The following is a 26,030-nucleotide window of genomic DNA, read 5'->3' as shown; positions in this document are numbered from 1 at the left end:
ATGACTACTACTGTGAATATTTCTCCAGCGAATCCCTTTGGTGTTGCTGACCATACTTTATTTGTTTGCAAAACTTGTGCCAGCGTTTGGCAAGAGGGAAAACGCTTAGGTGAAAGTGGTGGTGAAAAACTTCTACACCAACTTCAGCAACTTGCACAAGATTGGGAGTTACGAGATGAATTCCCAATTCAAGAAGTTGAATGTATGAGTGCTTGTAATCGTTCCTGTGTGGTTGCCTTTGCTGCCAAAGGTAAATTAACATATTTGTTTGGTGATTTAGCCGTTGATGATAGTGCATCTGCGATACTAGAATGCGCTAGTCAATACTATGTCAAAGCAAATGGTTTGCTGCCTTGGTCAGAGCGTCCAGAAGCCCTGAAGAAGGGCATTTTAGCAAAGATTCCACCTTTATCTCACTAATGCGCGTTTTGATTCTGGGTGGTACAGGAGATGCCGCAGAACTAGCTGCTAGAGTCGCGACTATCCAAGGGGTAGATGCAATCACGTCTTTAGCCGGTCGCACCCGTGAACCATCAGTTCCGTTGGGCGATTTACGGGTTGGCGGCTTTGGTGGTGTGGCTGGATTGGCTAGCTATCTGCGAGTAATGCAAATTGACTTATTAATTGATGCAACCCATCCTTTTGCTAGTCAAATTTCTTTTAATGCGGCAGATGCTGCAAAGGAAGTTGGAGTACCCCGTTTGATGTTAATACGCCCACCTTGGGAAAAAGAAAGTGTCGATCGCTGGATGGAAGTTGATAACGTTGAAGCCGCCGCCGCATCTCTAGCAAAACAAGCACATCGGGTATTTTTGACGGTTGGCAGACAAGAACTCGCCGCCTTTGCTCACCTAGAGGAAATTTGGTTTTTGATGCGGATGATTGACCCTCCTACCGATGATGCCTTAGTGCCACCGGGGATGGTATTGTGCGATCGCGGGCCCTTTACCCTCAATAATGAAAGGCAAATCCTGATTGATCACAAGATTGATACCATAGTCAGTAAAAATAGCGGTGGCGATGCCACAAAGCCCAAGATTATTGCAGCGCGAGAACTGGGTGTGAAGGTTGTGATGGTAAATCGTCCAGCCATACCGCCAGGAGAGCAAGTTAGTAATGTTGATGGTGCTTTAGCATGGCTACTTGACAAATTGCATGACTAGTGAATAAGACAAATTCTCCCTTTAAAACAAGAGAATTTTATAGACGAAACGCGATCGCATCAATAAAAACCCACCCCAACGAGAGAAATTATTTATTTAATATATTACAAAGGGAGCGATCGCCCTCTTCCACTGTAGTGTTAGTTTTCAAATAATCCTGCACCAGAGTGCAACCATAATTCAGCACATCTAGATTAAGAATTCGCTGTAAATTCCACAGGATGAGCGTGTTGTCATCACCCCCTGAAACAAGCAAAGTTCCATCAGGGCTGATCGCAACCACCCTAATCGCTGCGGTATGCCCGGTGAGGGTTGTTACTTCCGTACCATCTAGCTTCCAAAGTTTGATGCTGGCATCAACACTGCCAGAAGCAACAATTTTTCCATCAGGAGTAAAGGCTATTCCCCAAATCCCAGCTTTATGACCTTTGAGTGTATTCAATAACTTACCGTCTAACGTCCACAACTTAACGGTGTTGTCGCCACTTCCAGTAGCTAGCATTTTACTATCTTGGCTAAAAACAACTCTCCATACTGCCGCCGAGTGTCCTACAAGGGTTCTAAACAAATTGCCGTCAAGCGTCCACAATTTAGCAGTAGTGTCACCGCTAGCTGAACCAACAAGCCGACTGTCTGGACTAAATACGACGTGCCAAACTTCCGCCTGATGTCCTTTGAGAACTTGCGGAGTCACGGTGCGATGGGCTACGCCCCGCCAGAGGCGATCGCGCCTAGATATCTGAACATTTTTGTCAACACCTGCCATTGCAATTGTTTGCCCGTCAGGACTCAATACCCCTGATGTCACTTTGCTGTGAAGATATTTGTAACTAGCAATTAAAGTGCCATCTCGCTTCTTGATTTTTACCGAATCATCGGAAGTGAAAAGCGCGATTAACTTGTCATCGCCACTGAATGAAACCTCGGAGACTTCGCCCTTGGATTCAGTGATAGTTTTGAGCAATTTGCCTTGACGACTCCAAAATTTCACCATATTTTCGTGGCTGGTTGTAGCGATAGTTGAACTGTCAGATGCGATCGCTATTGACCAAATCCCCGCCTTATGAGCAATGATAGACTTTTGAAATGGATTTTGGCTTTGCCAGAGTCTAACAACGTTTTCTGCACCTGCCGAAGCAATAAAGCTACCATCAGGACTACAAGTTACACCCCAAACTGATGCACTGTGCCCTCTAAGCGTCTTCAATTCTGTACCATCAATATTCCAAAGTTTAATCGTTTTGTCGAGACTGGCACTAGCAATAGTCTGACCATCGGGACTAAATGCTACTCCCGAAATTCCGGCATCATGCCCTTGCAGAGTTTTATCAAGGCGGTAGCTTCTACTTATGCTGTCTCGCCGCCAAAGTTTAACAGTTCTGTCTTCACTCGCTGAAGCAATAGTCTGTCCGTCAGGGCTGAAAGCTATTCCTACAACCCAAGCAGTGTGACCTTGGAGAGTTTGTAGAGTCTTGGCGTTTTGCCAGCCTGAATCATCTCGTTTCCAGAGTTTTACTGTCCTGTCTAGACTGGTGGCAGCAATAGTCTGGCCATCAGGACTAAAAGCGACTCCCCAAAACGCACCTTTAGAACCTTGGAATGTCTTGAGTAAAGTACCATCTAGCTTCCAGAGTTTCACTGTTGCGTCCCAACTAGCAGAGGCGAGGAATTGGCCATCAGGACTAAATGCTACTCCCCAGACTGAAGCAGTGTGACCTTTAAAAGTTTTGAGCAGAGTACCATCTAGCTTCCAGAGTTTAATAGTGCCATCTTCACCCACTGAAGCCAGTATTTGACCGTCAGAACTAAAATCTACTGCCCTAACTGCTCCCTTATGACCTTTGAGAGTTGCAACTTCCGTACCATCACGTCGCCAAAGCTTAACTGTATTGTCTATACTGGCTGAGGCAATTAAAGAACTATCAGGGCTAACATCTACCGCCATAACACTTGCCGTATGCCCAGAAAAACGATTGTATTCATCTGCTCCATAAACTGCTTGCCTGAGTGCGTTTTCAACTTGAGGCGCAAGATTTGAGTTAGTTATTCCTAGCTTATGCAGTCTGTCTTGGGCTTTGATTGCTTCTACAAGTGCATCCAATCTCCGTTGGGAAGCAAATAGTCCAGCAGAAGAAGATACAAGCGCTCTAATTTCGCTGCTCTTAGCTTGACTTTCGCTTTTTTTGCTTTGACGATACATGATGAAACTTCCCACCCCCAAAATGCTAGAGACGAGCAAGCCAATACACACTGCAACTAGCAAAAACCTTTGAAATTTAGCAGTTTTTTGCTCTTGTGCTAATCGTGCTTCTACCTCTTTCGCCCGTGCTGCCTCCAATGCTGTTTGCACTTCGCGCTGTTCGCATTCTTGACTTGCAGCTAAAAATTGATAATCCCAATCGCTTAAACTTTTGCCCTGTATCCAATTTTGAGTATCTTTGAGAGCCTGTCCTCGCAATAAACGCGATTCATCTTTATACCCTGATCCTACCCAAGCATTGAATGTCTGTGAATAAGGGCGGAGATTGTCTAATTGTTTTAACACCCACTCGGAATTGAAAACACTCCGATAGATGGGATTTTTAATTTTGAGATAACCGTTGTGTTTTTCTACTAAACCAGATAACAAAAGTTCTGTTTGTTCTCGACTATCATCAATCGGAACAGGAAGATGAGGCAAAGTGAAAAACTCTTCTCCCCTACTCGATGACATTTCCTTTTGGGAGAAGCCTCCACTACTAGACTGCTCCTCTGCTTGCAACACCTTCTGATAAATACCTAATAACCGCCCTGCTCGTTGGTCGTTGAATAATAGGCGATCTCTTATAGTACGTAGATGTTCTGGTTCATCTTGTGATTGCCAATTTTGAATAATATGCGTTTTCACTAATTGCTCAATCCAAAATGCTTCTGTACCTGGAATGAGGCTAATCATTCCTGTAGGATTTTCAGCAGCAAGTTGAATAACTAAGTTACAAAGTTTTTGTGTGAGAAACGGTTGTCCCTCTGTCCAATGAATAATTTCTTGCAGTATTGCTTGTGGTTGACTGACTACTCCCTTTACTCCTTGAAGTAGAGGAGTAGCTTCATAGAGTTGAAAGCCGTGTAACTCAATAGCTCTACCAAGATTAAAGGGTGTGCGGCCTTTATCAGCGATGAGGTCGGAAGGACTAGCTACACCAAATAGTGCAAATCCCAAACGATTAAAGTTTGAATTCTCTGGTCGCTGATTATAGCATTGACGAATCCAAGCAAAAAAGTCGTTAATTGGGAAACTTAAACTAAGAAGGCTATCAATCTCATCAATAAAGATGAAAATGCGTTCGGCTTTGGCGTTTGGCAGTAAAACTTCTTCAACAAAACAGTGTAGTTTTTGTACTGAGGAAATACCTTTTTGCGTCTCCCACCAACCTTTAAAATTGATTTGTCCTGCTAAATTTAAGCTGTAGAACAAGCTAATAATGATGCCTTTGTACCATTGTTCTGGTGTAGTATCCTCAATACCTAAGATGGTCATATCCAAATAAACACAGCTATAGCCTTCTTCTTTAAGACGATAACTGGTGCGCTGTAGTAAGGATGACTTACCCATCTGGCGAGAGTTGAAAACGTAACAAAAATCCCCAGCTTTCAGGCTAGTATAAAGTTTTTCGTCTGCGTCACGGATAACATACGTGGGATCGTCACTGCGGAGACTACCTCCTACTTGATATCTCATATTGAAGTGTAATTATCAAATACAGAGCTTACGTAAACAATAGCCGAAAATAAAGATTTTCAGGTAGAGGCAATGCCCTACGGGAAGACGCTTTGCGTCTACATGAATTGCCCCTACCTTTCGTGTATATCTTTGCCAGGTTAGGATTTTTTGACACTTTGATCAAGTGTCGCCATAAATGATAGTGATAGATGTGAGTTGGGAGGATATAAAAGCGTCTGGGATAACTCTACAAGACTCGTGTGTAAGCCATCACTTACTAGGATAGAAGAATACAAGAGAGGTTTTCCAAATTCAATCAAAAGGAAATTTGTTTTATTCTCTGCATAAATTAATTAAAATGGAATGAAAGATAATTAAGCTAATCGTGGAAGATAAGCACTCCACAAAACAAAAACTTTATAAGCCTCATTATGATTATGGGGTACGAGGTAATTAAGTATGATTCATCACATATCTATTTCTGTTAAAAACCCCCAGCACGTTGCCGAGGTTTTAGCTGAAGTCTTGAATGGCCAAGCTTTTCCCTTTTTCCCTCACCCAGGCAGCTATATGGTTTTTCCACTTGACGAATATGGAACAGGGATTGAAGTTTACCCTTTAAAAACTCAGCTAATGCCTGGTGAAGGAGATAACCAGTGTACATTTGCAGAAAATCCTACTTCTTCTGGGTTCACAGCTACTCATGCAGCAATTTCAGTTTCTTCTAGTCAAGAAAAAATTGAGTTAATTGGTAAACGTGAAGGTTGGAGAGTGTTAAGTTGTAACCGCGATTCTTTTTTTGATGTTATTGAGTTCTGGTTGGAAAACACAGTCATGATAGAACTACTCACACCGGAAATGTCGGCTCAATATTTGGCAGTAACGCAGCCAGAAAATTTGAAGAAAGCTTTTAATTTATAACTCTGCTACTGCTAATTTAACAAAACTATTAACTAATTTAAAATTGTTCGCGCAGCCTGTTTTAGAAATTGAAGAATACATTCTCTGTAGAGACGGCGATTTATCGGGTATCTTTAACGTATTAGTCTTTTAGACGCGATTTATCGCGTCTCTACATGAGAGATTTCTGGCTTATCCTAAACTCACAGCAAAACACTTTTTAAACAATCTCTAACATCTCAGTAATTTTTTGTATTTTTACTTGAGTGAATAGCTTTATTCAATTCTTGGAGCAAGTCTTCTTCCGCATCCCGCTCTTGCTTGAGTTCTCTAATCATTTCCTGACTAGAACCAATTAGCAAACCAGCAACTGCACCGACAAGGACGTATTTTTGCTCCAAATCTTGATACATTTGACTTGTGTAGGGACAAGGAAGTAAATTAGCAGCAATAAAACCAATTCCTGCGCCCAAAAATACCGTCACAAAGCCAGAGAAAGCGATCAGTTTAGCATTCATTTGCTTTGCTCCAATGCTTATAACTTTGCTAAATTACTAGAAGATACTCTACATTGTCTCCGCAGTTGCCAAAGTTGCTACTTAATCTTTACCTCTTGTAATAGTAGACAGAGTGGGGGGATGAGTGAGGTGAAAAGAATAATTCCCAATTCTTAACTTTTAACTCTCTATGTATGGCGGTTTGCGATCGCATGGATCATAGATAATTCGTAGGGTAGTATCTAAACTTCTCCTATAATTGCCGTTTCTCTATAAGACGCTAGGTTATACGCTAACGGTGGAATTGCTTACTATAGTTTCTTCTGGGGAATAGACCCTTCAACTCCCTCAACATACCAATCCATCGCCAATTGTCCTCGATCTTCCAACACCTTACCATTTGGTACTCGCACCATCCCTTTTTGGTCTTTCACTGGGCCATCAAAAGGATGTGCAGTACCCTGAATAAACTCATCGCGCTTCGCATTCACTAGTTGTTGCACCTCTAACGGAATCGCCTGATTCATCGGCGAAATATCCACCATTCCTTCACCAATGCCATCCCAAACGTTTTGAGGTTTCCAAGTATTACTCATTACAGCTAAGGCTTTATCTGTATAGAACTTGCCCCATTTGTTAATAACTGATGTCAGGTGGGTTTTTTGAGCAAACTTACCCATATCAATGTTGTAGCCAAAAGCATAAATGCCTTTTTCCTCAGCTAATTGGACAACAGCGCCAGAGTCGGTATGCTGGGTCAGTACATCTGCACCGGAATTGACCAAAGCAATAGCGGCTTCTCTTTCTTTAGCTGGATCGTACCAACTTTGTACCCAAAGTACCTTAACTTTTGCTTGGGGATTGGTTAGACGCATTCCTTGTGTAAATGCACCAATTCCCCGAATTACTTCTGGAATTGGGTATGCGCCAATAAAACCAACTACATTTGATTTTGTCATTTTGCCAGCAATCATGCCGGTTAAGTAACGCGGTTCTTCAAAACGTCCTAGATAAGTGCCGACATTGGCAGCACGTTTGTATCCTGCACAGTGTTCAAAAATAACATCACCAAATTCTTTAGCGGCTTTAATTGTTGGGTTCATATACCCATAGGAAGTGGTAAAAATCAACTTGTTACCATCTAATGCTAGTTGGCGAATTATCCTTTCAGCGTCAGCACCTTCATTGACATTTTCGACAAAGGTAGTTTTTACTTTATCGTTAAGATTGGCTTCCATATCTCTGCGACCTAAATCATGGGCATAAGTCCAACCAAAATTACCCACAGGCCCCACATAAACAAATCCCACCTTGAGAGGTTCATTTACCGCCACAGGCGATGCTGAGGGAGATACCTCACCCGGCAATTTGGAACTTTTGCCTTGAACACAACTCGTTAAAGCAAAACTAGATCCTGCTAAAGTGACATACTTTAGAAAATTCCGACGATCCATATTTTATTGATGGGTTTTAGTTGCTGAAAAATATTTCTCTGATTTCTAGTAACGACAGATACACTCTTGACTTAATTTTAGCTCTTGTTTTTTGCCGTTAACTTACTACCAAAAGAAATCAAATAATGGTTGATATTATACAAAAGCACAATACTTTTTAATAAAAATAAGGGAATGAGGTAGAAGCATTAATAACCAATGTCCAATGCCCAATTTTACTAATCTGGAGGTTTTTGATGAACTTATTTGAGCTTTTAGCTGGGGAAGATAATCATTTAGCCCTGGTTACACCTGGAGGGCGATCGCTAACTTATAAGCAATTGCGCGAGAATGTTGTTGGCTTAGTATCCCAACTCAACAGCTTTGGATTGACACGGGGAGAACGCATAGCCATTGCCATGACTAACGGTTCGCCAATGGCTATTACCTTTTTGGCTGCTGCCCTATGTGGCACTGCTGCACCCTTAAATCCCAAATACAAACAAGACGAATTTGCCTTTTACTACGAAGATACTCAAGCAAACGCACTGATTACCTTGTCTGATGAACCAGAAGCAGCTATGGCCGCCGTCACACCCAGTATGATGCTGATTAATGCCAAGGTAAACACTGACGGCACATTGAGCTTTGAATTAGTCAAAACAGGCTCAAAACCAAGAGAATCATCGAATCCCGCAGCCCCCAACGCCGACGATCTGGCGATGATTCTCCACACTAGCGGCACTACCAGCCGTCCGAAACGTGTGCCAATTCGTCATTGCAACTTAATCGCCTCAGCCAACAACATCATTGCTGCTTACTCACTCACAGCAGCTGATACTACACTTTGCTTAATGCCCCTGTTCCACGTTCACGGATTGGTGGGTTGTTTGCTGTCAACCCTAGCATCGGGCGGCACACTAATTTGTCCCAATGGTTTTAATGCCTTGGAGTTTTGGAAACTAGTAGATACCTACAAACCTACCTGGTACTCCGCAGCACCAACCATGCACCAGACAATTTTGGCCCGCGCTAGCCGCAACACAGAAATTGTCAAGGCTAACCCCTTTCGTTTCATTCGCTCTAGTAGCGCTTCCTTACCTCCAATTATCATTGAACAGTTGGAGGCAACTCTTAATGCTCCTGTGGTGGAATCTTACAGCATGACTGAAGCATCCCACTTAATGACTACCAACCCCCTACCGCCAAAAGTGCGAAAGCCAGGTAGTGTTGGTTATGGCTTTGGTGTGGATGTCGGCATTATGGACTCTGAAGGCAACCTATTATCTCAGGGAAGCTTGGGTGAGGTGGTGGTAAAAGCACCCAATGTCATTGATGGCTACGAAAACAACCCAGAAGCCAACGCCACAGCTTTTGTCAACGGTTGGTTCCGCACGGGAGATCAGGGTACTGTGGATGCAGACGGCTATCTCCGTTTGACTGGACGCATTAAAGAATTGATTAATCGGGGTGGGGAAAAAATTTCTCCCTTAGAAGTGGATGATGTTTTGCTTCGTCATCCCGCCGTCGCCGAAGCCTTAGCTTTTGCCGTCCCCCACAAATCTTTAGGTGAAGATATCCACGCTGCTGTTGTCCTCAAGGGAGAAGTTGGCGAAAAAGAACTTTTAGCTCACTGTTCAACTATGTTGGCAGACTTCAAAGTTCCGAAACAAATTCACATTTTGGAGCAACTACCTCGTGGTGCTACGGGGAAACTGCAACGGTTAGCTATGGCGAAATTGCTTAACATAAGCTAAATCAGCGATACACTAAGGAAAATTCCTTGAGGAAGCGTCAATGGCACGGTCAAACGGGGTTCAAACTGAAATGTCTGCACAGGAATTGCCTACAATCTCAGATGAAGATACAGTGACAGTTGAAGATTTGCCGGAACAAGTAGAGGATGTGCAGGATATTGACGACATCTTGAACTCACTCAAAACCTTGCTGAGTAGCCTAGAAAAGCTCCAAAAAGTCCGGCAGGAAGTGGGCGACATCAAACCGTTAATTGGACGGATGCTAGATGGCGAATTAGTTGCTGGTGAAGAACTTGAGCAACTCAAGGCAGGTGTGAGCAGTCTTTCTCGCCTTGTGCGGGCTTATAATGACCATCAAATAGCGTTGGCTAAAGCCCAACCTGCAAGAAATTTGCTAGATCAAGTCCTCAAAGAACGGAAAGCGAATTGATACAAGAAGCAATCGCATTTCCTAAAAAAATGCGATCGCACCCCTAATTACCCAAATGTCTAAACGCACATCGGCTTGTCGCGATCTAACGCTGTAAGTCGATGGTAAATTCAACTTGTGGCTAGACGTTGTTAAAGATTATTGATCATGAGCTTTAAAACAGTAGTCTTCTATGGTTCCTACAGGAGCGATCGCCAGGGTATCAAAGCTGCCAGATTCATAATTAATCAGCTTCAGCAAAGAAACCATGAGGTGATTTTTGTGGATGCAAAGGAGTATGACTTTGGCATTTTAGACCGGATGTATAAGGAGTATGATACAGGTCACGCTCCTGCAAAGATGGAAGAACTGGCAGAACATATCCGAACAGCAGACGGCTTTGTAGTTGTTGCGGGAGAGTATAACCATTCCATTCAGCCAGGGTTGAGCAACCTGATGGATCACTATTTAGAAGAATACTTTTTCCGTCCGGCTGGTATTGTTTCTTACTCAGCTGGTGGCTTTGGAGGAGTACGGGCAGCCATACAGTTACGTTCTTTTCTGTCAGAGATGGGAATGACTACGATTTCAAGTATTTTTGCTATTTCCAAAATTGGGGAATCTCTGGATGAAGCAGGTACTTCACAGGCGATCGCTTTGACGAAGAGAGTCGGTCAATTTTTGGATGAATTAGAATGGTACGAAGAAGCATTGCAACGACAAAGATTTGAAAAAGGAAACCCGTTCTAATCAAGTCGGGATAAGTATTGAACAACAGTTATGATTTTTTCATGACTAAATCTGTGGTTTCATTTGAAGGATATCGAATGTTGCAAGATATCTACTTATGATCATGAACGTTGCACCCGCCATTGTAGTACTAGGTCAAAATAGCGTGACAGTAGCACGCAAAATAATCAGCGTTCTACCAGGAGCGACGCTATACGGTCTAGCGGGTCGCACATCGGGAGTGGATGTCAGCTTTACTAACTTTGGCGACACGTTACGCGAGTTATTTGCTCAGGGAACGCCGCTAATTGGCATTTGTGCCGCCGGCATTTTAATTAGGACGCTAGCTCCCATACTCTCGGATAAACAACAGGAACCACCTGTGTTAGCTGTGGCTGAAGATGGTAGTGCTGTTGTCCCACTCTTGGGCGGGCTTGGTGGGGTAAACGATTTGGCCCGCCGTATTGCCGAAGCGCTTGATGTTAAACCTGCAATTACGACTACAGGCGATTTACGTTTGGGTACAACGCTGTTATCTCCTCCCCACGGATATCGTTTAGCAAACCCAGACGATGCTAAGAAATTTATTTCAGATGTGCTAGCTGGGGCAGAAGTCAGACTAGAAGGCATAGCGCCTTGGTTGAGCGATAGTAAATTACCCATAAATCCCAATGGAGATTTGACAATCCAAGTTACGGAACGTTTGGTAACTCCTACAGCCAACTGCCTTGTCTACCACCCAGCAACGATCGCGATCGCAATTAATGGCAGCATTGATGATGCAGTAGCTTTAGTACAGCAGCTACTAGTTGATACCAAACTAGAAAAAACATCAGTCGCCGGGATATTTACACCCATCGCTGCCGCAGCCGATCCCGCAATTCGTGCTGTAGCTAGCGCCTTGGGAGTACCTGCCCGCTTTTTTACCCCAAATCAGCTAGAAGGTCTGTTATCACAAGGTTATAGCCCCGTCCAAGCAGCTGCGATCGCAGCTACAGGCACATCCCCCTTATCTTCGTCATTAGCCGACGTTGCGATCGCTATTGCCCCTCAACCAATTGACCCCAACACCATCGGTCAACCACGTGGAAGGTTAGCGATTATTGGTACGGGGCCTGGTGGATCGCAATGGATGTCTCCCGAAGTCAAGGAGATACTCAAGTCGGCAACTGATCTAGTGGGTTATAAAACTTATTTAGATTTAATCGGTTCTCTGGCTGACGGCAAGCAACGGCATGAGTCTGACAACCGCGAAGAAGAAGCACGGGCAAAAATGGCCCTTGATTTGGCAGCATCTGGGCGATATGTCGCTGTGGTTTCATCTGGCGACCCTGGTATCTATGCAATGGCAACAGCAGTTTTTGAAGTGTGCGATCGCTATGCCAAACCTGAATGGGATAGTATCGACATTCATGTAGCACCAGGTATTTCAGCTATGCAGGCAGCAGCAGCAGCCATTGGTGCGCCCCTTGGACATGACTTCTGTGCTATATCCCTCTCTGATATTTTGAAGCCTTGGTCTGTCATCGAACAACGAATTGCTGCTGCTGCCGAAGCTGATTTCGTAATCGCTTTCTATAATCCTGTTTCCAAAGAGCGTACTTGGCAACTAGCAGAAGCAAGAAATATTTTGCTGCGACATAGAACACCGGATACCCCAGTAGTGTTGGCGCGGAATCTCGGCAGACCAGGACAGACGGTAAAAGCGATCGCACTTGACCAGTTAACACCAGCAAGCGCTGATATGCGAACAATTATTCTCGTTGGTTCCACAAAAACCCGAACCATCAAACGCAGCGATGGTAATCTCTGGGTTTATACGCCGCGCCGTTATACGGAAGAATAAGCATGATCGCTGTAAAAACAAGGTAAACTTCTCCTTTGTTGGGGTTAAATCCATTTTTCTCTGCGATCGCATAATAAAACCCCAGGGCTGGGAATTCATTCCTGGGGCTGTTATACCTGACCACCTTTACCTTTTTAATCTAAAAATCTTGTAAATATTGCACTTTCAAAAGACATATATCTCTGTCTTTTGTCCAAATATACTTTTGCAATTAAGCAAATTCGTGTTATTATAAATTCGTTTTTCATGAAAACAAAATAAGAATAAAAATCATTTTATACAATTAAAATTTAATCATTTCGAGTATTTGTGAAAAGATATAACTCCAGCAAATATGTCCATTAATCTAGCTGAAATATCTTGATTTTTTTTGGTCGATCATTAACAATAAAAGCATCATGATTCATACATGATTGTAGCCGAAAAAGTGACAGAAGCCCTTATTTAAGTCCGCTTTCGCGGACTTTTTTGTATCTATATATAACATAATTGATTGCTATCTTTATAGCCCAACACAGTTCATTTAAGGGCTACTCGCAAAAAATTTTGGTTTTTGAGACGCGATAAATCGCCCTCTCTACAAGTGTTTATTTCTAAATCACTATTAACAACCGATAAAAATTCAAATTTTTTGGAGATACTCAGGTGGTACACGATCCACTAACCAAACACCATTATCAGAACAATAGAAGATGTAACCTGCCTGATGCATTGCGGCAGCAGATATAGCAAAAACCACTGGTTTTCCATGTCTTGCACCAACAGTTTGTGCTGTTGCAATATCCTTGGATAAATGGACGTGATGCCGTGACATTTTGCAAAGCCCTGTTTCCATAATTGAATCCACAGATTTGTGTCCTGTGCCGTGATAAAGCTTATCTGGCGGAATAACAGGTTCTAACTGTAAATCGACTTCTACACTATGTCCTTGGTTAGCTCGAATCAGAGTACCTGTCGAATCAAAAGAAAAACGTTGTTTCTCGCTAGATTCTACTACTGCCTCTAATTCTTGACGGGTAATTGGAAACTTATTTTTGGCACAAGCGGTAATTAGTTCATCAACAGCAACCCAACCACCAGGAGCAAGTTTAATTCCAATTGCATCCGGTGTGTGTCGCAGATATTTGCTGAGATATTTGCTGATTTTGACGAGGCGAGAATCACTCATTTACTTGTGATTGATATACGTATACTACAGATATGTATTTATATATTACATTACGATTTTCATTGATGATTTTAAGCAATCCAAAAATAGGTAAGTATCAAGGTGATAACAGTTAACGGTAGCCCAAATCGCAAATGTTCCCCAAAAGTGAGTCGATATCCCTGTTTGGCAACAGCCTCCGCCACAATCAAGTTTGCCACTGAACCCAGCAGGGTGAGATTTCCTGCCAGTGTTGAAGCCGCCGCTAGTAGTAGCCAAGTGCGGGTGTCAGGATGGGGAATTAGGTGATGTAGTAGCAGTACAGCCGGTACATTAGACACTAAATTTGATAGCAACGCTGTTATCCCCAAAATGCTCAAGGGATTGTCAACAAAACGAGAAAGCCATTCTAAGGAACCAAGTTTTTGCACACCCTCGGTAAGGATGAACAGTCCACAAAACATTAATAGCAAATCCCAATCTACCTTTTGTAAAATTCGTTCAGGCTTGAGGCGGCGCGTTACCAATAATAGTGCGGCAGCAATTAAGGTAACTTCAGCAGTAGGAATTCCGATTAAAAATGCTACTAGTAATCCGGTGGTAATCAATAGACTTTTAATTAACAGTGGCTTGAAGATGTGATAACGCGGGGGTTTTACTTTTAAGTAAGGACGAAGCGATCGCACCTCTGGATATAACCACCACAATAAACCTACCTGAATCGTCAAACAAATCAACGCAAGTGGTGTTAAGGCTTTCGCAAAGTCTAGATAATTAATGCCAGAGAAGGAACCGATCAAGATATTTTGGGGATTACCGCTCAAGGTGGCAACAGAACCGAGATTGGTTGCACCTGCTAGCGCCAGCAAATAGGGAATAGGTTTAAGCTTGAGCAATTGGGTAATACCAACTACTAAAGGTGTCAAAATTAGAGCAATAGTATCATTGAGGAAAAGTGCTGAGAGGATGCCACTACCAAAAGTTAACACCACCAGTAACCCAAATGGGCTGTGGATGCGGCGGATTGTATAATCAAGGGCAAACTGAAAAAAACCAGAGGCAGCGAGATTGGCACTGATTATCATCATGCCAAATAGAAAAATTAGTGTTTTGTAGTCGATCGCACCCCACGCCGCAGGCAAATCTAGTACTCCCAATGCCATTAAGAAGGCAGCACCAACAATAGCGATCGTCGCCCGATTCATCCGCAGTCCGGGCAAGTATCCTAATCCTAGCCCGATGTAAGTGATAATAATCACGAGATATCGCAAAACTATCATTGCTCATTCCCTAAACGTAGCAAGCCCCGATTTAGAGCTTACCGGATAGGCTGTAGATTTAGTTTCGGGCATGAAAAACCAGAAGAAAATTAAGGCAAGAGTTGCGATCGCAGCCATAGATCCTGAATATCTGCTAAAAATACATTTAACCAATCAAGTGCTTTCACGCTTCGTTGATGCGTTACCGAAGGAGTGCGAAGTGTAGGAGTATGTCACTTAAGATGTATGCCCTTAGCACGTAGTATCATCATCAATAGTTGAGAATAAGCGATCGCGATCGCTCACCAAGACTTAAAACCACTTTTCTTTGTCCAGGTGTTTAGTTACTTACGCCGAACCTCTTCTAGAAAAGCAACTTGGTGTGACACATCGCTTAACGTTTGGAACGCCTGGCAAATAAGATATGTTAGATTTATTTATCTCTACTTACTTAATTTTTGTAAAACCAGATACATTAAATGGTAGTTTAGTAGCAAAGGAATCGAAGAGCATGGCCATTAGTAGCCCTGAAGTCATCCGTCATATTTTGATCGGGCTGGGATATTTAGCCCCTGAGATTGATCCGAAGCCGGATCTCACTAAATTCGCTCCCTGGAAGCGCAATAACAACTCATTGACAGACGATCTTACTGAAGAAGCGATTAAAAAGTTTCAGAAGCAGTACTCAAAAAAACTTGTGGTAAATGGTAACGCTGATGCTGAGACTCGAACTGTAATGGAAGAGACAGTCAAAGGGCTTCAAAATAGATTGAAGTTTCACGGTTTTGCAACCCCTGCCGAAATTCCTCCAGACAAGCCTTTTTATGGGCCAGCCACTTATACAGCAGTCAAGAAATTTCAGAAATCTCAGGGTTTAACTGAAAATGGCATTGCCACTTTTGAACAGCGTCAAATTCTACAGCAGCCTAACCTAACAGATAAGCCTCCAACCCCGCCACAATCACAACTCAAGCTGATAGATTTGTGCTTCCAGTTCAAAAAGAATCCTCAAAATCCTTCTTACATCGCAGCGTTAAATAACTTACAACAAAACCTACCCAAGGACGTTTTACATAAAGTTACCAACAAATGGAGAGGGACAAACGACCAAAATCCTGAGATTATCAAGCTGACGAATTTGTTCATTTATTATGACGACAACAATCAAAACCATCGTGATGCACTAAATCACTTACAAAGTCAGATTACCCCAGCTATCTCTCAAGCATTTTTAAGTCTCTGGAATAAAAAGTAAACAAAGCGATCGCTCTTGGAGAACTTCCAAAGCCTCTAGTAGCCTTGGTGGTGAGACTAAGAGGTTGTTTGAAAAGTGTTTTGCTGTGACTTTAGGCACTTTGAGATCCCCCCTAACCCACCTTTTTTAGGGAAGATTTAGGAGAATCTAGAACTTTTGATACCGACAAAATGACTTTTCAAACATCCTCTCAAATGGATGTGGATATTTGCGATCGCAGTTCTAAAAACGAAACTGGCTGAGAATTACAGCGATTTTCAGCTAAATAGACTATACATTAGGGGGCGCAAGGCTTTTGCCGCGATCACGCCCTAGATTTAGACGCTGTTAATGCCTAGAGACAACATTTATTTTCGTTAAACAGTCGATAATGTAAATAAATGTAAAAAATTCTCAGGCAGGATAAAAGCATCTATGCGTGTAATTTTAATGACTGGTAAAGGCGGCGTGGGCAAAACTTCCGTCGCTGCTGCAACTGGGCTCCGTTGTGCAGAACTAGGCTATCAGACATTGGTTTTAAGTACAGATCCGGCTCATTCCCTAGCTGATAGTTTTGACATAGAACTAGGACACGCACCCCAAAAAATTCGTCCAAATCTATGGGGTGCAGAACTAGATGCGCTGCAAGAACTAGAGGGAAACTGGGGTGCTGTAAAGCGTTACATTACCCAAGTTTTACAGGCGAGGGGTTTAGACGGCGTACAGGCGGAAGAATTGGCGATTTTACCCGGCATGGATGAGATTTTTGGCTTGGTAAGGATGAAACGCCATTATGATGAAGGTGAGTTTGATGTATTAATTATCGACTCAGCCCCTACTGGCACTGCACTACGCTTGCTGAGTCTACCTGAAGTCGGTGGTTGGTATATGCGCCGTTTTTACAAACCATTTCAAAATATCTCGGTAGCACTTCGCCCTCTGGTTGAACCATTTTTTAGACCAATTGCTGGTTTTTCGCTACCCGATAAAGAGGTAATGGATGCACCTTATGAGTTTTATGAACAAATTGAAGCTCTAGAAAAAGTATTAACAGACAATACCCAAACTTCTGTACGTCTAGTCACCAACCCTGAAAAGATGGTGATTAAAGAGTCTCTGCGTGCCCATGCTTATCTAAGTTTGTATAATGTTGCAACAGATTTAGTAGTGGCTAATCGGATTATTCCAAGCGTTGTCCAAGATCCCTTTTTCCAACGTTGGAAGGAAAATCAGGAACAATATCGCCAGGAAATTCATGATAATTTCCACCCTCTACCTGTGAAAGAAGTTCCCCTATTTTCTGAAGAAATGTGTGGATTAGCTGCATTGGAACGCCTCAAGGAAACTCTTTATAAAGATGAAGATCCGACTCAGGTTTATTACAAAGAAACTACTCTTAGAGTCGTGCAAGACGAAAACCAATACAGCTTAGAAATTTATCTACCTGGTATTCCTAAAGACCAAGTTCAACTAAGTAAAACCGGAGACGAATTAAATATTACTATTGGCAACCATCGTCGTAACTTAGTTTTGCCACAAGCCTTAGCAGCGCTACAACCAGGAGGGGCAAAGATGGAAGATGACTATCTAAAAATCCGCTTTGCTGACAACACCAGAGTTTAATTTTGTTGAATGTTTCTCTGTCAACAACAAGTTATAACTAACAAGCAATAACTCTATCTTAATAGCTAGTACAGACGCAATTTTAGCGTCTGTTTTTATGATTTTTTGATGAATTTTTATATAAGGCAAATAAATATTTTCACTAGTAATTAGACCGTAGTTTTACTGAAGACAAATTGATGAAATAAATTTCACAATGTTGTTAGAATTAATAATTTCATTTTGCAAACTACTAATTTATTTTTCTATAAGCGATGACCTCCCATCCTGAACCAAATTTGCCTTTATATAGCCAGGAAGAAAGTTTACTACGCCGGATTACAAACCGTATCCGCCGAAGCTTAGAGTTAGAAGAAATTATCACAGTCACAACGGCAGAGGTGCGATCGCTACTAAAAACTGACCGAGTGATGATTTACAAATTTCATGCCGATGGTAGTGGTCAGGTCATTGCTGAGTCAATTTACAATAATCGTTTACCGTCATTACTGGGGCTGAATTTCCCCGCAGACGATATTCCACTCAGCGCCCGTGAGCTATTTATAAAATTACGAGTGCGTTCTGTTGTGAATGTTGATACTCAAGAAATTGGTCAAATTCACTTACGCGACTTGGATAATGGAGAAACTGTCTCAGAGCAGATCCGTTACCGCTCTGTAGACTCCTGCCATATTGAATATTTGACGGCAATGGGGGTAAAATCCTCTGTGGTAGCGCCTATTCTCTATCAAGATCAACTTTGGGGGCTACTGGTTTCTCATAATTCTGAAGCGCGTTTGATTTCAGAATATGAGCTAGAAGCAGTGCAAATGGTGGTAGAGCAACTCTCTGTAGCGATCGCTCAAAGTACTCTGCTCACTCAAGTCCGCAAAACAGCCGAACAAGAAACTATCATTAACCGCATTGCTACTCTGCTGCATTCACTACCGACCATTGTATTACAACCAGCTTTAGAAGCGGCTGTTACTGCCTTTAATGGTGTTGGTGGCAGGCTTTGCATTAGAAATGAAGCTTTTGATTTTAACAATGGCAACATGACCAGCTTAACAGAATGCTTAATACCAGGAAATACTTGTATCAAGCTTTTTATCTGTGGACAGCAACCTGTGATGCCAGAACAAACTATATATCCACTAATAGAGCAGTATGGTATCTGGCAAGAACACTATAAGTCTGGCAACTACGATGTTTGGGCAATTTCAGATATATATAATAGTCCTGAGTTGCGAAGTTTACAAATTGCTTTTCAACCAACTAAAATTCGCGGTATATTGACAATCCCACTCCAGTATCGTCAGCAATTGCTGGGCTACTTAAGCATTTTCCGCAATGAAGTAGATACAGAGACTCTATGGGCAGGACAGTATGGCAGCGATCAAAGGCAACTGTACCCCCGGCGATCGTTTGAGGTTTGGCGCGAATCTAAAAAAGCACAAGCTCAAAAATGGACGAATGAAGAGATTGAACTGGCTAGAAATCTAGGTAAACACTTTGCTTCAGCAATTCAGCAATATGAATTACAGCAACAAGTACAAGTCTTCAATGAAAATTTAGAAAAACAAGTTAAAAGACGCACAGTTGAGTTAAAACGATCATCGGAACAAGAACAAGCTGTGTTTAAGGTTATTGCCGAGATTCGAGAATCTCTGGACACAAATACCATTTTTCAAACCACTACTAAAGAGGTTTGTCAATTAATCAAAGCCGATCGCGTTTCTGTTTATCGTTTCGATTCTAATTGGGGTGGTGAATTTGTCGGAGATTTCGAGGCTGCTAGTCCATATTGGTCGAATGAGTCAGAACTAGGTATTAATACAGTATGGAATGACACCTACTTACAAGATACGGAGGGAGGACGCTACCGCAAGAATGAAACATTTGCAGTCGATGACATCTACAAGATGGGATTTGCTAAGTGTCATATCGACAATCTAGAGCAGTTTCAAATTCACGCTTTTGTGCTTGCTCCGATCTTTGTTGGGCAAAAACTTTGGGGTTTGCTAGCAACTTATCAACACACCGGCCCCCGACAATGGAAAGCCTCTGAAGTTAATTTTCTCAGCCAGATTGCGGCCCAAATGGGTGTAGCACTCCAGCAAGCTGAATTACTCACTCAGACACGACAACAGACGTTAAATTTACAACAAGCAGCAGAACAACAACGGGTATTGTTTGAAGTTGTCGCCAAAGTTAGAGAATCTCTCGATCTAGATGCGATTTTTCAGACAACCACCCAAGAAATATGTAAATCACTCCAAGCAGATCGAGTTGCAGTCTTTCAATTTCAGGCTGATTGGAGTGGTGAATATATTGCCGAGTTTGTGAGCGATCGCTGGGTAAAACTAGTAGGTTATGATACTAAGACAGTTTGGCAAGATAGCTATTTGCAAGAAACCCAAGGTGGTCGATATCGTCACAATGAAACCTTTTCAGTGGATGATATTTATCAAGCTGGACATTCTCAATGCCATATTTCAGTTCTAGAGCAAATTCAAGCAAGGGCTTATGCGATCGCACCTATATTTATCGGGCAGCAGCTATGGGGCTTGTTAGCAGCTTATCAGAACTCTGCACCCCGCCATTGGGAACCCTCGGAAATTAAGTTTATCACTCAAATTGCCAATCAGCTTGGGGTTGCACTCAAACAAGCCCAATTACATAATCAAACCAAAGAGCAGACAGAAAAGCTGACTCAAGCTCTGCATGATTTAAAGCAAACTCAAACCCAACTGATCCAAACTGAGAAAATGTCCTCATTAGGTCAACTGGTAGCTGGTGTTGCTCACGAAATTAATAACCCCGTCAACTTCATTTATGGCAACATCAATCATGTCAACAATTACGCCCAAGATTTACTGAGTATACTAGACCTCTATTTACAAAATACACCTAATCCTAGCCCTGAGATTCGCGATCGCACCTTCGAGATCGACTTAGAATTTCTCATCGAAGATTTGCCGAAAACTCTATCTTCCATGAAAATTGGGGTTGATCGCATCCGTCAGATTGTCTTGGGTTTACGGAATTTCTCTCGCCTTGATGAGGCAGAAATGAAGCCGGTTGATATTCACGAGGGGATTGATAGCACTTTGCTAATTTTGCAACATCGTTTGAAAGCAAAACCAGAAAGTCCGGGTATTACATTAGTCAAAGAATACAGCGAGCTTCCCTTAGTAGAATGCTATGCCGGGCCACTGAATCAAGTATTTATGAATATTTTAAGTAATGCGATCGATGCTCTTGAAGATTACAGAGAATCTCCATCAACACTTCATAACAGTCAAATTACCATTCGTACTGCTCTTGGAGAGCTTGAAGGCAATATCAAGAGCGTAGTAATTCGCATTACAGATAATGGCTCAGGAATACCCGAAGCTCTGAAAGCAAGAATCTGCGACCCATTTTTCACTACTAAACCAGTGGGAAAAGGCACTGGTTTGGGGTTATCAATAAGTTATCAAATTGTCGTAGATAAACACGGTGGTGTGTTGAAATGTGATTCTGAGCCAGGGTTAGGTACAGAATTTTGGATTGAAATTCCGGTGAGCCAAATTACCAAATCTTAGAGAAAATTAACTTCCACAGTAAAGCTTAAAGCAGCAGAAGAAATCATTCTTTGATGAGAAATACATCAGCATTGTAGGGGCAATTCATCAATTGACCCTACCGCGTGTAGTTTTGCGTAAGTCCGAAAAGAGCAACTTTTAACTAATTCGGCGGAATTCCCCACCCTCAGTCTAAGTTTAGGCACTCCCCCGTGATTACAGAAGCCCCAACTTCAACCGTACTCGGTAAATTGGGGTAGTTCACTTGATTACTCCTGAAAGTGGGTGCAATATTGTTAAATGAAAGCTATGCCTAGTTTCAGCTTTCAAATACCGTTCTTGCAAGGGTTGCCACTGCTGCCACGACTGATAACGATTTTCAGTTAACAAACTAGCAAGGGTAGGCAACTCAGTCTTAATTTCTGATTTAAATACCTTTTCAAGCCAGTCAGTTAAGACTGCACTATCTTGCATCGTACCCAAAATTTCTTGGATATTTTTCACTTCTGTCATATAAGCTCCGTAAGACTCACCATATAAGTCTGTAAATAACTCCATCTGGTAGCGTATACGTTTAGCTTCTTTTCGCAAACTATGCAGAATTTCGCCTTGTGTTGTTAATTGTTTTTCTATCTTTTCTGGTTCCCAATTCTTCTGGATTTGTATCTCTGCTTCCACAAGTTGAGTACCAACTAGCCAACCTGGATGTAATAAGAAATTACTCACTTCTGGCAGAAGTAAATCTGGTAGTACTTGTTGGATAGTAATAGATGCTAATGGTTGATAAGTTGGTTTGTCTAACCACTTATCTAATGCCTCTTTTAAAGATTTATAAGATTCATCTTTTAACGTTTTCTGTACACTTAATGCTACATCTTCACGTTGTTTAGCTAAAGCGTTGAAAGCTGTTTGTAAAGATTCTTGTTCTTTGTGGGGTAAGTTTGGTTTGTAATTGTTTTCCAAACTTTCTTTGAGTACGTCTAAATCTCGCAGATTACCAAGACGACGGGCTATTTTACCAATATTTTTATCGCTGATTGGTTTTGGTACATCTATTGCTAGTCCAAACCTAGTTACAGCCGTGCGTAAACGACGCATTCCTACTCGCATTTGATGAAGCGCTTCCGGATCTTCATCTTTCTTTACTGATTTTTCCCACTTCAAGGTTTTCTTAAAGTGTTTTTGAATCGCTTGGTAGGCGTAGTCCCCTAGAGTTTTTACCGTGGTTTGTGTGGCTAATTTCATAATTGAGCTTAATTACTACCTCATGAGGTTATTGCATAATAACATTAGTTAAAAATTTATATCTAGTTTCAATATATTTTTTATTCAATGAAGTTGTTCCGCTCTTTATTACTATTGATAGTATGCAACTATCAATAGTAATATACACTATCTACCAAAGGTCTAAAAAGCCGATTCACCTTTGCGATTTAATATGTACGATAGCTGATAATATTTAATATTTTTTATATAAATAATTTATTATGTTAGCATGATTAACCTTTTTCCAATCATCAGGATGATTTAGAATGCCAAACTCACATTTACTGAATCAAGTTATCTTGACTTTTATAGATAATTTTAAAGAACATAGAGAAGATTTGTCAGCATTGCTGCTAACACATCAGAAGTATTTATGGTTAGGGTCAGATGAAACTTCAACTATTGAGCGTCTGTCTTTAGTTGATACTGATAAATTTACAGACCATCAACAATTTCGGGTAGCAGAATTTATCAATCTACCTGCACCAGAAAATGAAGAAATAGACATAGAGGGACTTACTTACACTGATGATTATCTATGGTTTGTTGGTTCTCATAGCTACAAACGTAAAAAGCCTAAACCTGATAAGACGGATGCACAAAACTTGAAACGGCTAGCAAAAATTGAATCAGAACCTAATCGTTACGTCTTAGGACGGATTCCTTTAATAGACGGTAGCTTATTCTCATCTTGTCCACATCCCCAAAATCCAGATGTGCAGTTGAATGCCGCAAAAGTAGAGGTAACGGAACAGGGTAATTTGCTGATGACAGCTTTGGCAGATGATCCTCATTTAGGCTTGTTTATTAAGGCATCAATTCCAGGAAAAGATAATGGCTTTGATATTGAAGGAATAGGCGTTTATCAAAATCGGATTTTTTTGGGTTTGCGTGGCCCTGTCTTACGGGGTTGGGCTATGGTGCTAGAAATTGAGTTAGAAGATTCTAGTGCTGGAATTTTAAAACTACGGCAAATTGGGGAAGCAAAGGAATTATATAAAAAGCATTTTGTCTGGTTGAATGGTTTGGGAATTCGGGATTTATGTGTAGATGGGAAAGATTTGTTGATTTTAGCGGGCCCAACGATGGATTTAGATGGGCCCGTACAAATTTATCGTTGGGTAAATGGTGTGAATCTGCGAGAAAATGTCTTTAGCAATCCAGATTTTGTCCAGGATATTCCATTTGGAAATCGGGAAGATCATGCTGAGGGAATGACGCTGTTTCAGGATGTGGCTGGTATACCTTCACTATTGGTAGTTTATGACTCTCCAGCAAAAAGTAGGCTGGTGGGTGATGGTGCTGTAATAGCGGATGTGTTTAAGATGGAATGAAGATGAATTTTGGTTTTTGGATTGTTAAAGATTAGTGGAGATAGCTTGTACGGGACAAGTGGGGATACATTGTTCGCAGACGATACAACGCGATCGCGTGAATGTCAGTTTGTATGTCTCTGGGTGGAGAGTGAGAGCTTCGGTAGGACAAACCCCAGTACACAAGCCACAATGGACACAGACATCCTCGTCGATCGCAATTTCGCCTAAAGTATAAGAAACGTTAACATGGCGCGATCGCATCCACTCAATGGCAGCATCTAGTTGATCGATATCTCCCGCTAGTTCCACTACTAGTTTACCAATTTGATTTGGGGCAACTTGGGCACGGATAATATTAGCAGCGACGTTAAATTCTTTGGCCAGTACATAAGTGACTGGCATTTGCACGGCGCGTTTCGGGAAGGTTAGTGTTACTCGTTTTTTCACAGGTTTAGCAGAGGGTTTTTTCTGTTGTAGCGTATTGGAAGTTTTATGGCTCGAAAGATTTAGACGATGTAGGGAGTAGGGAATGATGTGGTTTAATTATTTAAAAAGCACTATATTTTTTTTTCCAATTTAAGTTTATTAGTTGTTATTTGTTGTATCCATTTTAACTTGGAAAGCTTTTAACATGAAAATATTAGTTGTAGAAGATGACGAGTTAAATGCATATACACTGACCAACCTTTTGACCAACCAAAACTATGCGGTTGAAGTTGCCACTGATGGCGATGCTGCTTGGGATTTTATTCAAGCTTACGATTATGATTTGATTCTCCTGGATGTAGTTTTGCCCAAGCTGGATGGCATTAGTCTTTGTCGTAAAATCCGGTCTAATGGTCTGCAAATGCCGATATTGTTGATGACAGGTCGCGATAGTAGTCATGAGAAAGCGATCGGCTTAGATGCAGGTGCAGACGATTATTTAGTTAAACCTTTTGATATAGAAGAGTTAGTTGCTCGTGTGAGAGCGCTGTTGCGTCGCCCAGCCGTAACCTCGCAACCTGTTCTGGTGTCTGGGAAATTGCGGCTAGACCCTAGTAGCTGTGAAGCGATTTATGCTGGAAATCTGCTCCCGCTTACCCCAAAAGAGTTTGCTCTGTTAGAACTATTCTTGCGAAATAGTCGTCGGGTGTTTAGTTGTGGCATGATTTTAGAACATCTTTGGTCTTATGAAGATACTCCCCAAGAAGAAGCTGTTCGCACTCATATCAAAGGGTTACGACACAAACTTAAAGCTGTAGGAGCGCCCGGTGATTTGGTTGAAACAGTTTATGGTATTGGCTATCGTCTGAAACCTCTGGAAGAGGATAAGCAGAGGGGCAGAGGGGCAGAGGAACAGGGGAGCAGTGGGGAAGTAGATAGGGTAAAATCGCCAGTCTCTAATCTCAAATCACAGCAGCAAGCGCTAATGGCAGTTGCAGAAATTTGGCAACGATTTCAAGGGCGGGTGGAGCAGCAGGTGAGGGTGCTAGAGCAAGCGATCGCAACTTTAAATCAAAATAATAGTTTAAATCCCGAATTACTCTCCCTTGCAGCCAAAGAAGCTCATACTTTGGCAGGATCTTTAGGAACTTTTGGCTTACCTCTTGGCTCAAAATTGGCCCGCAATATCGAACTGCTGCTGAGTTCTGGTCAAATCTTGAGTAAATCTGAGATTGGCAACCTCCAAAGTTGGGTAAATTTATTGCGTCGAGAAATAGAGGGAAACGATGCAGGGGCAATATCTGTATCACCAATTCCGCAAGTAGAAACAATGACGCAACCACTGCAAAATCATTCCGATGCAGAAACTAAAATATTGGTTGTGGATGACGATCCGCAAATTCAGGCATTGTTGCAAACCTTACTTAGCCCTTGGGGACTCAGAGCGATCGCTCTTGAAAATCCGCTTCAGTTTTGGGAAACTTTAGAAGCAGTTGCCCCAGATATGCTGATTTTAGATGTGGAATTGCCTTATATCAATGGGATAGAGCTTTGTCGATTGGTACGCAACGATTCACACTGGAGTGAGTTACCCATCTTATTCCTCACTGTTCATAGCGATGCCGAGATGGTAAATCAGGTGTTTAGCGTTGGTGCTGATGACTTTGTAAGCAAGCCCATTGTCGGGCCAGAACTTGTAACTAGGATCGTCAATCGCTTAGAACGAATGAAATTACGGCAGCGTGTGACGCAGGGAGGTAGAAGAGCAGGGGAGCAGAGG

General features: G+C 42.0%; 20 protein-coding genes. 13 read left to right on the top strand and 7 right to left on the bottom strand.

Annotated elements, in window-relative coordinates:
• Both GNF10_RS08395 and GNF10_RS08390 read left to right on the top strand, forming a co-directional pair.
• A complete protein-coding gene (locus GNF10_RS08395) occupies positions 1-420 on the top strand; it encodes a DUF1636 family protein (RefSeq protein ID WP_185586418.1) in 420 nt (139 codons plus the stop codon).
• A complete protein-coding gene (locus GNF10_RS08390; RefSeq protein WP_185586408.1) occupies positions 420-1,163 on the top strand; it encodes a cobalt-precorrin-6A reductase in 744 nt (247 codons plus the stop codon). The genes GNF10_RS08395 and GNF10_RS08390 overlap by 1 nt, the downstream gene beginning before the upstream one ends.
• Positions 1,164-1,251: 88 nt before the next feature.
• Here GNF10_RS08390 and GNF10_RS08385 read toward each other — a convergent pair whose 3' ends face one another.
• Positions 1,252-4,881: an AAA-like domain-containing protein gene (locus GNF10_RS08385; RefSeq protein WP_185586409.1), complete on the bottom strand. Its 3,630-nt coding sequence runs from the start codon at positions 4,879-4,881 to the stop codon at positions 1,252-1,254.
• 441 nt (positions 4,882-5,322) lie between these two features.
• Here GNF10_RS08385 and GNF10_RS08380 point away from each other — a divergent pair, with 441 nt between their 5' ends.
• Positions 5,323-5,784, top strand: coding sequence for a hypothetical protein (locus GNF10_RS08380; protein WP_185586410.1), 462 nt, complete (start codon positions 5,323-5,325; stop codon positions 5,782-5,784).
• Positions 5,785-6,002: 218 nt separating this feature from the next.
• On the opposite strand, the gene GNF10_RS08375 is transcribed toward GNF10_RS08380, so the two are convergent.
• The gene (locus tag GNF10_RS08375; RefSeq protein ID WP_185586411.1) at positions 6,003-6,281 is read right to left on the bottom strand and encodes a hypothetical protein; all 279 of its coding nucleotides are present in this window, start codon (positions 6,279-6,281) and stop codon (positions 6,003-6,005) included.
• 290 nt (positions 6,282-6,571) lie between these two features.
• Positions 6,572-7,714 carry a BMP family ABC transporter substrate-binding protein gene (locus GNF10_RS08370; protein WP_185586412.1) on the bottom strand — a complete coding sequence of 381 codons (1,143 nt, stop codon included), beginning with the start codon at positions 7,712-7,714 and terminating at the stop codon, positions 6,572-6,574.
• 236 nt (positions 7,715-7,950) lie between these two features.
• Here GNF10_RS08370 and GNF10_RS08365 point away from each other — a divergent pair, with 236 nt between their 5' ends.
• From GNF10_RS08365 to cobJ, 4 genes are all read left to right on the top strand, one after another.
• Positions 7,951-9,450, top strand: a complete 1,500-nt coding sequence (locus tag GNF10_RS08365; protein WP_185586413.1) for an acyl--CoA ligase — start codon at positions 7,951-7,953, stop codon at positions 9,448-9,450.
• A gap of 40 nt (positions 9,451-9,490) precedes the next feature.
• Positions 9,491-9,880 (top strand): hypothetical protein, encoded by a 390-nt coding sequence (locus GNF10_RS08360; protein ID WP_174712835.1) that lies wholly within the window; start codon positions 9,491-9,493, stop codon positions 9,878-9,880.
• A 147-nt stretch (positions 9,881-10,027) separates the two neighbouring features.
• The gene (locus GNF10_RS08355) at positions 10,028-10,609 is read left to right on the top strand and encodes an NADPH-dependent FMN reductase (RefSeq protein WP_185586414.1); all 582 of its coding nucleotides are present in this window, start codon (positions 10,028-10,030) and stop codon (positions 10,607-10,609) included.
• Between the two features lie 97 nt (positions 10,610-10,706).
• Entirely contained in the window at positions 10,707-12,434 is a 1,728-nt protein-coding gene (gene cobJ / locus GNF10_RS08350) for a precorrin-3B C(17)-methyltransferase (protein ID WP_185586415.1), read from the top strand.
• 622 nt (positions 12,435-13,056) lie between these two features.
• Here the strand turns inward: cobJ and GNF10_RS08345 are convergent.
• Together GNF10_RS08345 and GNF10_RS08340 are read right to left on the bottom strand one after the other, a co-directional pair.
• Positions 13,057-13,602 carry an RNA 2'-phosphotransferase gene (locus tag GNF10_RS08345; protein ID WP_185580876.1) on the bottom strand — a complete coding sequence of 182 codons (546 nt, stop codon included), beginning with the start codon at positions 13,600-13,602 and terminating at the stop codon, positions 13,057-13,059.
• A 71-nt stretch (positions 13,603-13,673) separates the two neighbouring features.
• A complete protein-coding gene (locus GNF10_RS08340; protein WP_185580875.1) occupies positions 13,674-14,861 on the bottom strand; it encodes an anion transporter in 1,188 nt (395 codons plus the stop codon).
• 70 nt (positions 14,862-14,931) lie between these two features.
• Between GNF10_RS08340 and GNF10_RS38425 the strand changes: the two genes are divergently transcribed.
• The 4 genes from GNF10_RS38425 to GNF10_RS08325 all read left to right on the top strand — a co-directional run bounded on the left by GNF10_RS38425 (position 14,932) and on the right by GNF10_RS08325 (position 21,263).
• Positions 14,932-15,066, top strand: coding sequence for a hypothetical protein (locus tag GNF10_RS38425; RefSeq protein ID WP_260445861.1), 135 nt, complete (start codon positions 14,932-14,934; stop codon positions 15,064-15,066).
• Positions 15,067-15,264: 198 nt separating this feature from the next.
• Positions 15,265-16,095 carry a peptidoglycan-binding domain-containing protein gene (locus tag GNF10_RS08335; RefSeq protein ID WP_185580874.1) on the top strand — a complete coding sequence of 277 codons (831 nt, stop codon included), beginning with the start codon at positions 15,265-15,267 and terminating at the stop codon, positions 16,093-16,095.
• A 414-nt stretch (positions 16,096-16,509) separates the two neighbouring features.
• Entirely contained in the window at positions 16,510-17,697 is a 1,188-nt protein-coding gene (locus GNF10_RS08330; protein WP_185580873.1) for a TRC40/GET3/ArsA family transport-energizing ATPase, read from the top strand.
• A gap of 254 nt (positions 17,698-17,951) precedes the next feature.
• Positions 17,952-21,263 carry a GAF domain-containing protein gene (locus GNF10_RS08325; RefSeq protein ID WP_185581618.1) on the top strand — a complete coding sequence of 1,104 codons (3,312 nt, stop codon included), beginning with the start codon at positions 17,952-17,954 and terminating at the stop codon, positions 21,261-21,263.
• Between the two features lie 240 nt (positions 21,264-21,503).
• Here the strand turns inward: GNF10_RS08325 and GNF10_RS08320 are convergent, their stop codons facing one another.
• Positions 21,504-22,487 carry a CHAD domain-containing protein gene (locus tag GNF10_RS08320; RefSeq protein ID WP_185581617.1) on the bottom strand — a complete coding sequence of 328 codons (984 nt, stop codon included), beginning with the start codon at positions 22,485-22,487 and terminating at the stop codon, positions 21,504-21,506.
• A gap of 287 nt (positions 22,488-22,774) precedes the next feature.
• On the opposite strand from GNF10_RS08320, the gene GNF10_RS08315 reads away from it, so the two are divergent.
• Complete coding sequence (locus GNF10_RS08315; RefSeq protein ID WP_185581491.1) at positions 22,775-23,842, top strand: DUF3616 domain-containing protein; 1,068 nt, start codon at positions 22,775-22,777, stop codon at positions 23,840-23,842.
• A gap of 24 nt (positions 23,843-23,866) precedes the next feature.
• Here the strand turns inward: GNF10_RS08315 and GNF10_RS08310 are convergent, their stop codons facing one another.
• Complete coding sequence (locus GNF10_RS08310; protein ID WP_012411079.1) at positions 23,867-24,271, bottom strand: NIL domain-containing protein; 405 nt, start codon at positions 24,269-24,271, stop codon at positions 23,867-23,869.
• 184 nt (positions 24,272-24,455) lie between these two features.
• Here GNF10_RS08310 and GNF10_RS08305 point away from each other — a divergent pair.
• A partial coding sequence (locus GNF10_RS08305; RefSeq protein WP_185607137.1) for a response regulator occupies positions 24,456-26,030 on the top strand: 1,575 nt, incomplete at its 3' end.

Origin of the sequence: Nostoc sp. UCD121 (assembly GCF_014222285.1) — a bacterium.
Taxonomy (GTDB): domain Bacteria; phylum Cyanobacteriota; class Cyanobacteriia; order Cyanobacteriales; family Nostocaceae; genus Nostoc.
This window is presented reverse-complemented; position numbering and strand designations above follow the sequence as displayed.